Origin of the sequence: Staphylococcus sp. GDX7P312P (assembly GCF_008385775.1) — a bacterium.
GTDB lineage: Bacteria > Bacillota > Bacilli > Staphylococcales > Staphylococcaceae > Staphylococcus > Staphylococcus haemolyticus.
Window position 1 is genome coordinate 155,546 of the sequence record NZ_VUKI01000024.1, and the last position, 14,863, is coordinate 170,408.

The 14,863-nt window shown below is 35.9% G+C and carries 9 protein-coding genes, 1 tRNA gene and 1 other RNA gene; all 11 read left to right on the top strand.

The genetic code is table 11. The features are described 5' to 3' along the window. Positions 1–47 precede the first annotated feature (47 nt). The 11 genes from gltB (at position 48) to recR (ending at position 14,439) form a co-directional block, all read left to right on the top strand. Positions 48–4,568, top strand: a complete 4,521-nt coding sequence (gene gltB / locus F1592_RS08100; RefSeq protein WP_149809596.1) for a glutamate synthase large subunit — start codon at positions 48–50, stop codon at positions 4,566–4,568. Between the two features lie 18 nt (positions 4,569–4,586). Next, a complete protein-coding gene (locus tag F1592_RS08105; protein WP_149809595.1) occupies positions 4,587–6,050 on the top strand; it encodes a glutamate synthase subunit beta in 1,464 nt (487 codons plus the stop codon). A 112-nt stretch (positions 6,051–6,162) separates the two neighbouring features. Beyond that, a tRNA-Ser gene (locus F1592_RS08110) sits at positions 6,163–6,255 on the top strand. A 198-nt stretch (positions 6,256–6,453) separates the two neighbouring features. After that, on the top strand, positions 6,454–7,902 hold the full coding sequence (treP, locus tag F1592_RS08115; protein WP_053016836.1) for a PTS system trehalose-specific EIIBC component: 1,449 nt from the start codon (positions 6,454–6,456) through the stop codon (positions 7,900–7,902). A gap of 93 nt (positions 7,903–7,995) precedes the next feature. Then, positions 7,996–9,630, top strand: coding sequence for an alpha,alpha-phosphotrehalase (gene treC / locus F1592_RS08120; RefSeq protein WP_053016835.1), 1,635 nt, complete (start codon positions 7,996–7,998; stop codon positions 9,628–9,630). A 32-nt stretch (positions 9,631–9,662) separates the two neighbouring features. After that, complete coding sequence (treR, locus tag F1592_RS08125) at positions 9,663–10,388, top strand: trehalose operon repressor (protein ID WP_053016834.1); 726 nt, start codon at positions 9,663–9,665, stop codon at positions 10,386–10,388. A gap of 90 nt (positions 10,389–10,478) precedes the next feature. After that, positions 10,479–10,748: signal recognition particle sRNA large type (ffs, locus tag F1592_RS08130), an RNA gene on the top strand. Between the two features lie 306 nt (positions 10,749–11,054). Further along, on the top strand, positions 11,055–11,582 hold the full coding sequence (locus F1592_RS08135; RefSeq protein WP_053016833.1) for a GNAT family N-acetyltransferase: 528 nt from the start codon (positions 11,055–11,057) through the stop codon (positions 11,580–11,582). A 68-nt stretch (positions 11,583–11,650) separates the two neighbouring features. Beyond that, positions 11,651–13,366: a DNA polymerase III subunit gamma/tau gene (gene dnaX, locus F1592_RS08140; protein WP_053016832.1), complete on the top strand. Its 1,716-nt coding sequence runs from the start codon at positions 11,651–11,653 to the stop codon at positions 13,364–13,366. A 152-nt stretch (positions 13,367–13,518) separates the two neighbouring features. Beyond that, entirely contained in the window at positions 13,519–13,836 is a 318-nt protein-coding gene (locus tag F1592_RS08145) for a YbaB/EbfC family nucleoid-associated protein (RefSeq protein ID WP_001213992.1), read from the top strand. A 6-nt stretch (positions 13,837–13,842) separates the two neighbouring features. Continuing rightward, positions 13,843–14,439 (top strand): recombination mediator RecR, encoded by a 597-nt coding sequence (recR, locus tag F1592_RS08150; protein ID WP_011276782.1) that lies wholly within the window; start codon positions 13,843–13,845, stop codon positions 14,437–14,439. Positions 14,440–14,863 lie beyond the last annotated feature (424 nt).

Consider the following 14,863-nt stretch of genomic DNA (forward strand, 5'->3'; position numbering starts at 1 on the left):
ATTATTAACAGTAAATTTTCTGAAAATTCTCAAAAGGAGTGGGCATCATGTTTGATGAAAGATTAAAAAGAGGATTATACGATTACCGTGAGGAACATGATGCATGCGGTATTGGGTTTTACGCAAACATGAATAATTTAAGGTCACACGATATCATCGAAAAATCACTTGAAATGTTACGTCGTCTTGATCATCGTGGTGGTGTTGGCGCAGATGGGATAACAGGTGATGGTGCAGGTATTATGACCGAAATACCATTTCAATTTTTTAAAGCACATGTCAATTTAGACTTACCTAACGAGGGAGATTATGCGGTAGGTCTTTTTTTCTCTAATGAAAAGATTCAAGGTACGAAACATGAAACGCAATTCAATGACTACTTTCAAAGTGAAGGTTTAAAGGTAATTGGCTATCGTGATGTGCCTGTCGATGTTAATGCAGTGGCACCTCATGTTGCGTCTACGATGCCACACATTCAACAAGTGTTTATTGATATTAGATCTATTGAAACACCGGTTAAACCATTGTATATAGCGAGAAAACAAATAGAGCAATATGCAGAACGACAAGATTTAGGGCTTTATTTCACAAGTTTATCGCATAAGACAATTGTTTATAAAGGTTGGTTACGCTCAGATCAAATTAAGAAACTATATCTAGATTTAAATCACGAAGACTATCAATCGAAACTAGGACTTGTTCATTCAAGGTTTAGTACGAATACGTTCCCGAGTTGGAAGCGTGCGCATCCAAACCGATTATTAATGCATAATGGAGAAATTAATACGATTAAAGGTAATGTGAATTGGATGAGAGCACGTCAAAGACAATTAATTCAAACATTATTTGGCGAAGAACATACTAAAATACAAAACATTGTTGATGAAGATGGTAGTGATTCAGCGATTGTAGATAATGCGTTAGAATTTTTATCATTAGCGATGGAACCCGAAGAAGCAGCGATGTTGCTTATACCTGAACCATGGTTATACAACAAAGAAAATGATGTCAATGTTCGTGCCTTCTATGAGTTTTATAGCTATTTAATGGAACCATGGGATGGACCAACGATGATTTCGTTCTGTAACGGAGATAAAATTGGTGCATTAACTGACCGAAATGGATTACGACCAGGTCGTTACACAATTACAAAAGATAATTTTATTGTTTTCTCATCTGAAGTGGGTGTAGTAGATGTACCTGAAGCCAATGTTGCTTATAAGGGACAGCTCAATCCTGGGAAGTTATTACTTGTAGACTTTGAGTCTCATAAAGTGGTTGAAAATAATGAATTGAAAGCTCGAATTTCCAATCAATATCCTTACAAAGAATGGTTGGAAAGCTACAAAGTGGACCTAAACTTAGAAGCCCAAACGTATCATCAACCTTTATTAAACAATGAGACATTATTTAAGTTGCAGCGTCAATTTGGATATACGAAAGAAGATATCTATAAATATATGTCTGAATTAGTGATAGGAAAGAAAGATCCAATTGGTGCTATGGGTTACGATGCGCCACTTGCGGTATTAAATGAAAGACCAGAGTCCCTATTTAATTACTTTAAACAATTATTTGCACAGGTAACTAACCCACCTATTGATGCTTATCGCGAAAAGATAGTAACAAGTGAGTTATCTTATTTAGGTGGAGAAGGTAATTTGTTCAATCCTGATGAAACAGTATTAGACCGTATTCAACTGGCCAAACCCGTCCTAACTTTAACGCAATTAGATAAGATTAAACAGAGTAAGTTTAACGTGAAACACTTATCTACACTATATCAAGATAACCTTAAAGAGGCATTGGAAAGACTGGGTGAAGCGGCGATACAAGCTACTCGAGATGGTCATACTATATTAGTTCTTGATGATAGTGAACTTATTGATAATGGTGATGAAAGTAAAGTGAAAGAACAACGCTACGCTATGCCAATACTATTAGCTATCAGTCATATTCATCAGTTATTAATCAGAGAAGGTCTACGTATGGATACTAGCTTAGTGGCACTATCTGGAGAAACGCGTGAAGTTCATCATGTAGCATGCTTATTAGGCTATGGTGCAAATGCTGTTATTCCATATCTAGCTCAGCATACTATTGCGCATTTAACTGAAACACATCGTTTAGAAGGCGCCGTTTCCGACAACGTTGAAACTTATACACGTGTGCTATCAGAGGGTGTTATTAAAGTAATGGCGAAGATGGGTATCTCTACTGTTCAAAGTTATCAAGGGGCTCAAATCTTTGAAGCGGTTGGTCTATCTCAAGAAGTAATTGATGACTATTTCACTGGAACACAGTCTAAGTTATCAGGGCTAAGCATTCAACAAATTGATGCTGAAAATAAAATGCGTCAACAAAGACATAATGAGCACCTAGATTCAGGAAGTGTCTTCCAATGGCGACAACAAGGTCAACATCATGTGTTTAATCCTACAACAATTCATTTGTTACAACATGCATGTCGTGAGAATGATTATAAACAGTTTAAATCTTTTTCTAATGCTGTACATGAGCAAAGAAATGATCATCTACGTGATTTATTAGAATTTAAAGCACAGCAGCCGATTCATATTAGTGAGGTTGAGTCAATAGAGACCATTGTTAAACGTTTTAATACGGGGGCAATGAGCTATGGTTCTATTTCCGAAGAAGCGCATCAAACACTAGCACAAGCTATGAATAAACTAGGTGGTAAAAGTAATAGTGGCGAAGGTGGAGAAAATCCTAAACGCTATGAAATCCAAGAAGACGGTAGTGTGTTATCAAGTGCTATCAAGCAAGTGGCTTCTGGTCGTTTTGGTGTGACTAGTAATTATTTACAACATGCAAAAGAGTTACAAATTAAAGTTGCTCAAGGTGCTAAGCCAGGAGAAGGAGGACAGTTACCGGGCACAAAAGTGTATCCTTGGATTGCTGAGACACGAGGTTCAACGCCAGGTATAGGATTGATTTCGCCTCCACCACATCACGATATTTACTCAATTGAAGACTTAGGACAATTAATTCATGACTTAAAGAATGCAAACAGAAGCGCTGATGTAGCAGTTAAATTAGTTTCGAAAACAGGTATCGGAACCATTGCATCGGGTGTCGCTAAAGCATTTGCAGATAAAATCGTCGTGAGTGGATATGACGGTGGTACAGGCGCATCTCCTAAGACGAGTATTCAACACGCCGGTTTACCTTGGGAACTTGGTTTAGCTGAAACGCATCAAACATTGAAATTAAATGATTTACGTAGTCGTGTTCGTTTAGAAACAGATGGTAAGTTGATGACAGGTAGAGATGTTGCATTAGCATGTGCACTAGGTGCCGAAGAATTTGGATTCGCGACTGCACCATTAGTTGTTTTAGGGTGCATCATGATGCGCGTTTGTCATAATGATACATGTCCAGTAGGTATCGCGACTCAGAACAAAGATTTAAGAGCGTTATTTAGAGGTAAGGCTGACCACGTTGTTAACTTTATGCATTTCATTGCTGAAGAGTTAAGAGAGGTCTTAGCATCGTTAGGACTACGAACAGTTGAAGAATTGGTTGGACGTACCGACTTGTTACAACGCTCAAGTCGAATTGATGAACAATCCAAAGCAGCAACACTAGATGTTGAGAAGTTATTGGATTCAGTTGATGGCCCTAACTCAAAAGAAATTAATCAAAATCATCATTTAGATATAGGTTTCGATTTAAATTATCTATATAAAGATGCTAAACAGAGTATTAAGGATGGACAATTATTTAAAGGGAATTATGTGATTAATAATGAACAACGAGATGTAGGTGTTATCACAGGAAGTTACATTACTCAGTGTCACGGTATTAAAGGGTTACCAGAGGGGACAATTGTAGCTAAAACACATGGTCATGCTGGACAAAGTTTAGCGGCATTCGCACCATCAGGATTGTTAGTCCAACATACAGGTGATGCAAATGATTACGTTGGCAAAGGGTTATCAGGTGGTACTCTTGTGATTAAGGCGCCAAATAAACAACGCGAACGTGAAATTATTGCTGGGAATGTATGTTTCTATGGTGCTTCAAAAGGTAAAGCCTTTATTAATGGTAGTGCTGGCGAACGTTTTTGTATTAGAAACAGTGGTGTTGATGTAGTAGTAGAAGGTATCGGTGATCATGGTTTGGAATATATGACTGGAGGACATGTAGTCAATCTAGGAGATGTAGGTAAGAACTTCGGTCAAGGTATGAGTGGAGGCGTTTGTTACGTATTTCCAAGTAATCTCGAATTATTCAAACGTAAAAACCAATTACCAACCCTGGCTTTTGAGAGAGTGACACACAAAGAGGAGAAAGCGTTACTTAAAACAATGTTAGAGGAACATTATCGTTATACCCAAAGTACAAAAGCAGCGGCAATTTTAAATGATTTTGAACATGTGGCAGACAAAGTTATTAAAGTGATTCCAAAAGATTATGAACTAATGATGCAAAAAATTGAATTACAAAGTCGTCGTTTGCCACAACTTGATGATGCTAAACTGGCAGCATTCTATGATGAACGTACGACAATTGAACAAGAATTACAGCCAGCAGTTATTTACTAAAGAAAGAAGAGGTCTGTTATGGGTGAGTTTAAAGGATTTATGAAATATGAAAAGCAATCATTATCTGAACTGTCTTTAGTTGAGCGCCTAAAACATCATGATGCGTTTCAACAACGTTTTTCACGTGATGAGGCGTCTGTTCAAGGCGCGCGATGTATGGATTGTGGGACACCATTCTGTCAAACAGGTCTTCCTTTCGGTAGAGAAACCATTGGTTGCCCTATTGGTAATTATATTCCTGAGTGGAATGATTTGGTTTATCGCCAGGATTTCAAAACTGCATATCAACGTTTAAGTGAAACAAATAATTTTCCTGAATTTACAGGACGTGTTTGTCCTGCACCTTGCGAACAATCTTGTGTTATGAAGATTAATCGTGAATCAGTCGCAATTAAAGGGATAGAACGCACGATTATTGATGAAGCATATGATAACGGTTGGGTTAAACCTAAATATCCTAAGCAACGGTTAGAACAATCTGTAGCGATTGTTGGGAGTGGTCCTGCAGGCCTCTCTGCAGCTGAAGAGCTCAATTACATGGGTTATCAAGTGACGGTGTTTGAAAGAGCTGCAGAAGCGGGTGGTTTATTAATGTATGGAATTCCCAATATGAAATTAGATAAGGATGTTGTACGTCGTCGTATTACACTGATGACAGAAGCAGGTATAACATTTAAAACGAATACCAACATTGGTGTGGATATCTCACGCGAAGAATTAGAACAGACATATGACGCTATTATCTTATGTACAGGAGCTCAAAAAGCTCGTGACTTGCCATTAGAAGGACGTATGGGTCAAGGTATTCACTTTGCTATGGATTATTTAACCGAGCAGACTCAATTACTAAATGGTGAAATTGACGAACCAACTATTACGGCTAAAGGAAAAAATGTAATCATCATAGGTGCTGGTGATACTGGCGCGGATTGTGTTGCTACTGCCTTACGTGAAAATTGCAAGTCAATTGTGCAATTTAACAAATATACGAAAGCACCTGAAGAAATTGCGTTTGAAAGTAATACGTCTTGGCCACTTGCATTACCTGTTTTCAAAATGGATTATGCTCATAAAGAATATGAAGCACGTTTCGGTAGAGAGCCTCGCGCTTATGGTGTTCAAACTATGCGATATGATGTTGATCATATTGGTAATGTGCGTGGTGTATATACACAAATCTTAGAGGAAACACCAGAAGGAATGGTTGTCGTAGATGGTACTGAAAGACATTGGCCAGCAGATCTTGTTCTTTTATCGATCGGCTTCGAAGGTACCGAACCTACAGTACCAAGATCTTTTGATATTGCTACACAACAAAATAAAATCATCGCCAACGATAAAGATTATCGCACTAATAAAGAAAAAATATTTGCCGCTGGGGATGCGAGAAGAGGTCAAAGTCTTGTAGTTTGGGCGATTAAAGAAGGACGTGCTGTTGCTCAATCTGTCGATAAATTCTTGAAACAAAAGGTATTCGTGTAAGTTACTTTAAAAATAAGATAGTAATGAAAATAAAATGGATAATTTTACATTTTAAACTTAAAAGTAATTGACTTCCGATGAACCGTGGTATATGATATTTACTGTGTTCATTGGAGGAATACCCAAGTCCGGCTGAAGGGATCGGTCTTGAAAACCGACAGGGCCTTAACGGGCCGCGGGGGTTCGAATCCCTCTTCCTCCGCCATTATAATTAAAATCCAAGACTAATAAATATAAAAAAGACAAGTACTCAATATGTTATAAATTGAGTACTTGTCTTTTTTATTGCCTCCGAAGTCAGTAATAAATTTAATGCACAAATTAGCACACAATAATGAAAGCCTTTACAAAACTTGTCTAGACAAGTTATACTTGAGCTATTATAAACAAGGGAGTGAAGGGTGTGGCTGTAAAAAGAAAAGACGTGCAGGACATCGTTAAAGCAATTGGTGGGAAAGAAAATATTGACACTGCAACACATTGTGTTACTCGATTGCGTTTAGTTTTAAAAGATGACAATAAAGTCGACAAAGATGCACTAGACGACAACGCACTTGTCAAAGGCCAATTTAAAGCGGATAACCAATACCAAATTGTTATTGGGCCTGGTACTGTAGACGAAGTATATAAGCAATTTATTCAAGAAACGGGTGTAGAAGAATCGTCAAAAGATGATGCAAAAGCTGCTGCATCGAAGAAAGGTAATCCGTTACAACGACTTATAAAATTATTGGGAGATATTTTTATACCGATTTTACCGGCATTAGTTACAGCAGGTCTTTTAATGGGGATTAATAATTTACTTACCATGAAAGACTTATTTGGTCCTAAACCACTTGTGGAACAGTTTCCACAGTTGGGTGATATATCAAATATTATTAACGTAATTGCAAGTACAGCATTTATCTTCTTACCAGCTTTAATTGGTTGGAGTAGTATGAAAGTGTTTGGTGGCAGTCCTATTTTGGGATTGGTACTAGGGCTTATTTTGATGCATCCACAATTAGTTTCACAATACGATATTGCTAAAGGACATATTCCTACATGGAATCTTTTTGGTTTAGAAATTAAGCAATTAAATTATCAAGGTCAAGTGTTGCCTGTTTTAATTGCGGCCTATGTTTTATCACTCATTGAGAAAGCATTAAATAAAGTTGTTCATGATTCTATTAAAATGTTGGTTGTTGGTCCAGTAGCGCTACTCGTAACAGGTTTCTTAGCATTTATTATTATTGGTCCGATTGCACTTGCAATAGGTACAGGTATAACTGGAGCAGTACAATTTGTATTTGAGCACGCTGGTTGGTTAGGCGGTGCACTTTATGGTTTCTTCTATGCACCACTTGTTATTACAGGATTACACCATATGTTCTTAGCAGTAGATTTCCAATTAATGGGTAGTAAACTAGGTGGTACATATTTATGGCCTATCGTTGCGATTTCTAATATTTGCCAAGGTTCGGCTGCTTTTGGAGCATGGTTTATTTATAAACGACGTAAAATGGTAAAAGAAGAAGGTTTAGCATTAACTTCAGGTGTATCAGCATTTTTAGGTGTTACAGAGCCTGCAATGTTTGGTGTAAACTTACCGTTAAAAGTACCTTTCTTCGCTGCTATTTGTACATCAAGCGTTTTAGGTGCCATTATTGGCGCTAATAAGGTGTTAGGCAGTGTTGGTGTAGGTGGTGTTCCAGCATTCATATCAATCCACAGTGAATTTTGGTTCATTTATATACCAGTCACACTACTTGCTATGGTGATACCAGCTATTTTGACAATCATCTTTGCAAGATTTACAACAATTAAAGCTAAAAAAATGGTGGCAACGCCAGACGAAACTGTAGCGAAATAATTAATACAATTAAAGACGTTCAAACTTCACATGTTAAGTGTTTGAGCGTCTTTAATGCATATTAAACTATAATTAAATGGAAGGTGACTATCTATGGCACATAAAGATTGGAAGAAATCGGTAGTTTATCAAATTTATCCTAAATCATTTAACGATACTACAGGTAATGGTGAGGGCGATATCAATGGCATTATTGAGAAGTTGGACTATATTCAATATTTAGGCGTCGATTATATTTGGTTAACTCCTGTTTATGAATCCCCAATGAATGATAATGGGTACGATATTAGTAATTATTTAAAAATAAATGAACGCTTTGGTACATTGGAAGATTTTGAAACTTTAATAAGCGAAGCGCATAAGCGTGATTTAAAAGTCATGTTAGATATAGTTATTAATCATACGTCTACAGAACACCAATGGTTTAAAGAAGCGATTAGTTCTAAAGATAATCCTTATCGTGACTATTATTACTTCAAGCCTTCTCAAGATGGCCCTCCAACTAATTGGGAATCTAAGTTTGGTGGAAATGCTTGGCAATATGATGAGAAGACGGATGAATATTATTTACATTTATTTGATGTTACACAAGCAGATTTAAATTGGGATAATGAAAAGGTTAGACAATCTTTATATGAGGTTGTTAATCATTGGATTCAATTTGGTGTAGATGGTTTCCGCTTTGATGTAATTAATCTTATTTCAAAAGGCGAATTTAAAGACTCACCACAAATTGGTAAAGAATTTTATACTGACGGTCCACGTGTACATGAATATCTCCATGAACTTAATCGTCATACATTTGGTGATAAAGATATGATGACAGTAGGAGAAATGTCCTCTACAACAATTGATAATTGTATCAATTATACAAGACCAGATCGACAAGAGTTAAGTAGTGTCTTTAATTTCCATCATTTAAAAGTAGATTATGTCGATGGAGAAAAGTGGTCGAACGCTAAATTAGACTTTTTAAAATTAAAAGAAATTTTGATGGATTGGCAAATTGGAATATTTGAAGGTGGAGGATGGAATGCGATTTTCTGGTGTAATCATGATCAGCCACGCGTTGTTTCTCGTTTTGGCGATGATTCTACAGAAGAGAATCGTCAAGCAAGTGCTAAAATGTTGGCAATCGCATTACACATGTTGCAAGGAACACCTTATATCTATCAAGGTGAAGAAATTGGCATGACAGATCCACACTTTGATTCTATTCAACAATATCGCGATGTCGAGTCGCGTAATGCTTACGATAATCTAATGCAACATGGTATTGATGAAAGAGAAGTTCTAACAATTTTAGGTCAAAAATCACGTGACAATTCTAGAACACCTATTCAATGGACATCAGAGAAACAAGCAGGTTTCACTTCAGGTACGCCATGGATTGATATTCCTAACAATGCAGAACACATTAATGTAGAAGCGGCAATTGAAGATGCTACCTCTGTACTACACACGTATCGCGAACTTATCAAATTACGTCATGAACACGATATTATCACGTATGGTGATATCGAGCCGATGTATATGGAACATCCACATTTATTCATTTATCGTCGAAATTATGACAACCAAACGTGGCTAGTCGTTGCTAACTTTTCAAAAGAAACAATAAAATTACCTAAAGACCTTAATAGTAAGGGGACGACGATAATTCAAAGCGGTACAATAGAAAATGGTGAAATATCTCCATTTGGTGCAGTAGTGATTAATGTTCAATAAAAAGTAAATAGATTGATGTAATGGAGAAACAAATGGCTACACAAAAATTCATAACAATATATGAACAACTTAAACAACGAATACATGAGGGCGAATACACATACGGACAACAACTACCTTCAGAACATGAATTATTAACGTTGTACGGAGCGTCACGTGAGACTGTTAGAAAAGCATTGGATTTATTAGCAAATGATGGCATGATTCAAAAAATTAGGGGTAAGGGGTCCATTGTAATAGATCAAGGTATCACGGAGTTTCCGTTCTCAGAATTGATTAGCTTCAAAGAAGTGCAAGAGGAACTTAATCTTAAGCATGAAACGGAAGTGCTCATTAACGAATTGGTTAAAGCAAACTCAGTTCCTCATGTTAAAAAGCAATTGAATATTAGAAATGATGATGTACTAATCCATGTAGTACGCACGAGAAACGTCAATCAAAAGGTCAAAATTTTGGATGAAGATTACTTTTTAACTTCAATAGTGTCCAATATTTCGAATTCAGTAGCAAAAGATTCTATATATCATTACTTAGAAACGCAATTAGGATTAGATATCAGCTATTCAAGTAAGTCGATTACCTTCGAGCCTTTTACTGAAAGAGAATATGATGTTTTTGGAAAAATACAACCGCCATATACCGCAACAGTGAGAAGTGTCGTTTATTTAAATAATACGATGCCATTCCAATACAATGTGTCGAAGCATTTAGCGACAGAGTTTAAATTCCAAGAATTTTCAAGACGACACAAATTATAAGATGAAATTGTACTGGTTTCGATTCATTGAATTACTAATTGAAACTTTACGCTTGCAATCGGAAGAAAGTTTATAGTATTATAAAACTTACCGTGCTAGGTGGGGAGGTAGCGGTTCCCTGTACTCGAAATCCGCTTTATGCGAGACTTAATTCCTTTGTTGAGGGTGTGTTTTTGTGAAGTCTGCCCGAAGCACGTAGTGTTTGAAGATTTCGGTCCTATGCAATATGAACCCATGAATCATGTCAGGTCCTGACGGAAGCAGCATTAAGTGGATCCTCATATGTGCCGTAGGGTAGCCGAGATTTAGCTGTCGACTTCGGTAACGTTTATGATACACACTCGATTCGAAGGTGCACGGTTTTTTAATATTTTAAAGTAACCGAGACAAATAAAATTTTAAATATAAATTTAAGTGAGGAGTAGGACAGGAATCTTTATGAATTCATTGTTCTGCCCTGGCAAGATTGACTAAAATTAAAAATGCTTGTTATAAGTGTAGTTTTAATTCAGTCAACTACTGCCAATATATAATTGTAGCCTGAGACATTGATTTTGTCCCAGGCTCGTTTTTTGTATAGAATATGTATGAATGAGTATAAAATGGGAAAATGGTTTGTTCGAACATAAAATGGGGAACGCTTGGACTAATCAAAGGGGTGTCAATATGCGACTGTTCTTAAGTACATTAACTGAAATGGATTATATTGAAACATTAAATAAGATTGAATCAAGTTACGATGACAAAGGTCAAGGTGTTGGTCAAAAGCAAAGAGAACTCATTTCAAGACTACGCAGAGCATTAAACTATAATTATGAACTTGAAGTGATTGCAAAAAATGAAGCTGGCGATATTATAGGGCACATCATGCTCAGTGAAATTAATTTAAAAGCGGATGACCAACGTTACAAAGCTTTGGAACTAGCTTCTCTTATAGTAGATAAACCATATCGTAATGAGGGATTAGGTAAAGCTTTAGTTCAAGCTGTTGAAGAACGTGCCAAATCTCAACATTATACGACTATTGTTGTGGGATGTTGCCCGGCATATTTCGAAGGATTAGGTTATGAACCGGCGGACAAACATAATATTTTTTCAAAAGAAACCAATTCATCCGCTTTACGTGTAAAATTCTTATGGGATCAACTGGACGAATACCCCCATGGCATTGTGCAAGATGCTGATATGACTTAATAAATTCATTGAAACTTAAATGATAATGCGTGATATAATGTAGAGTAATTGTTAACGGAGGTGCGGATGTGAATTATCAAGCTTTGTATCGAATGTTTAGACCCCAAAGTTTCCAAGATGTTGTGGGTCAAGAACATGTAACTAAGACGTTACGTAACGCCATTTCCAAAGGTAAACAGTCTCATGCCTATATCTTTAGTGGACCTCGTGGGACTGGTAAAACTAGTATTGCTAAAGTATTTGCTAAAGCGATAAACTGTTTAAATCCTCAAGACGGTGAACCATGTAATGAATGTGCTATATGTAAAGGCATTACACAAGGTACAAATGGTGATGTTATCGAAATTGATGCTGCGAGTAATAATGGTGTAGATGAGATTAGGAATATTAGAGATAAAGTGAAGTATGCACCTAGTGAATCGAAATATAAAGTGTATATTATTGACGAGGTACATATGCTAACAACTGGGGCTTTTAATGCGCTATTAAAGACGCTTGAAGAACCACCAGCACACGCCATATTTATCCTTGCTACAACTGAACCACACAAAATCCCGCCTACAATTATTTCGCGTGCACAACGATTTGACTTCAAAGCGATTGGTACTGAACAAATTACTGATCGTTTACGCTTTGTCGCTGAAGAACAACAGTTAGATTATGATAATGAAGCACTTGAGTTTATTGCGAAAGCATCTGAAGGTGGAATGCGAGATGCATTAAGTATCATGGACCAAGCTATCGCATTTGGTGATGAGCACCTTACGCTACAAGACGCATTAGACGTAACAGGTAGTGTAGATGAAGCGGCTTTAAATGAATTATTTAAAGATGTCGTTGATGGTAATGTTAAAAATGCATTTACACGCTATCATCAATTTATTTCTGAAGGAAAAGAAGTTAATCGTCTTATAAATGACATGATTTATTTTGTTCGCGATACAATTATGAATAAAACTGTAAATAATCATGCTGAATTTGATGCGTTAATGAATTTTGATTTAGACATGCTCTACCATATGATTGATATTATTAATGATACATTAGTTTCAATACGATTTAGTGTGAATCAAAATGTTCACTTTGAAGTGCTATTAGTGAAAATTGCTGAAATGGTGAAATCAGAACCTGATACCGTTACTAATGTAGCAACGACTCAAGTTGCATCCCAACCTAACAATGATGTGTTATTGCAACGTATGGAACAATTAGAAAATGAACTGAAAACACTTAAAGCACAAGGTATTGCTCAAGCAAGTCCAAAACAACAATCATCTCAATCAAACACACGTGGCAAACGTCAGAATAAAGGCACATTTTCAATGACAAATATTGCTAAGGTATTAGATGAAGCAAATAAAGAAGATATTCAATTATTGAAGAAACATTGGCTAGAAGTAGTAGATTATGCGAAAAAGAATGATAAAAAATCATTAGTAAGTTTATTACAAAACTCAATTCCTGTAGCTGCTAGTGAAAAACGAGTATTAATTCAATTTGATGAAGAAATTCACTGTGAAATTGTGAATAGAGATGATGAGAAAAGAACTAGCATTGAAAATGTAGTAAGAAATATCATTAATAAGAATGTTGAAGTAGTTGGGGTCCCTTCAGATCAATGGATGAGAGTGCGAACAGAATATATTAATAGTAGAAAACAGCACGATAAAGAAGAACATCAAACGTCATCTAATGATAGAGAAGAGCAACAAGACACTGATGTAGCACAGAAAGCACGTGATTTATTTGGAGCAGAAACAGTGCATTTAATAGACGAAGAATAGAACTTATTTTATGAATAGTATGAACTTACTTTAGTTAGTGAATTGTCGAAATGGGTCATGAAACAGAGATACATGACAATAAATATAAACGTATGTATAATAAAATATAAATCAAAAGATAATGTCGATACATTCAAGGAGGAAATGATATTATGCGCGGTGGCGGAAATATGCAACAAATGATGAAACAAATGCAAAAAATGCAAAAGAAAATGGCTCAAGAACAAGAAAAATTAAAAGAAGAACGCATTGTAGGTACAGCTGGTGGTGGCATGGTAGCAGTTACAGTTACTGGTCATAAAGAAGTTGTAGATGTTGAAATTAAAGAAGAAGCAGTAGATCCAGATGATATTGAAATGCTACAGGATTTAGTTTTAGCAGCAACAAATGAAGCGATGAACAAAGCTGACGAATTAACTCAAGAACGTTTAGGTAAGCATACACAAGGCTTAAACATTCCGGGAATGTAATTATAGATGCATTATCCAGAACCGATATCTAAATTAATAGATAGTTTCATGAAACTGCCAGGCATTGGTCCCAAGACGGCTCAACGTCTGGCGTTTCATACTTTAGATATGAAAGAAGACGATGTAGTCCAATTTGCTAAAGCCTTGGTAGATGTTAAACGTGAGCTTACCTATTGTAGTGTATGTGGACATATAACTGAAAACGACCCTTGCTATATTTGCGAAGATAAGCAACGTGACCGTTCAGTAATATGTGTGGTCGAAGATGATAAAGATGTTATTGCAATGGAGAAAATGAGAGAATACAAAGGTCTCTATCATGTACTGCATGGATCTATCTCCCCGATGGATGGCATTGGGCCTGAAGACATTAATATCCCAACTTTAATAGATAGATTAAAAGATGAAGAGGTTAAAGAATTAATATTGGCAATGAATCCTAATTTAGAAGGTGAATCAACAGCAATGTATATATCTAGATTAGTGAAACCTATTGGAATTAAAGTAACTAGATTAGCTCAAGGACTTTCAGTAGGTGGAGATTTAGAATATGCAGATGAAGTTACTTTATCTAAAGCAATAGCTGGAAGAACAGAAATGTAAAATAAGGTCGCTATTTACAAATTGTCAGTAAATATAGCTATTAAAGTTATATTTCGATTTGTAATAGCGATTTTTTAATTTATCTTAAAAAAATCGTAAATTTTTTAAAGTTTGTTATTTGAGTGAATAAAATGTTGAATATAGGGTATTAAACTCTTATTTCGGTCTTAAGACGAACAATGATTTATTTAAATCTATATTTAGTTCGTTTATTAAGGTGTTATATGAATTATTAATTATTGTTAGTGTAATTTTTACCGTTGTTAAAACGACTGAAAGCCTGTATAGTATATATTTGTTGAGCGAAACAAATCAACGAACATTAAAACACTTCAAAAATTAATAAAAAAAGTTATTGACTTTAAAGTTGATAGCGAGTATAATTAATTCTTGTGGTAACAAAAAATGAACATTGAAAACTGAA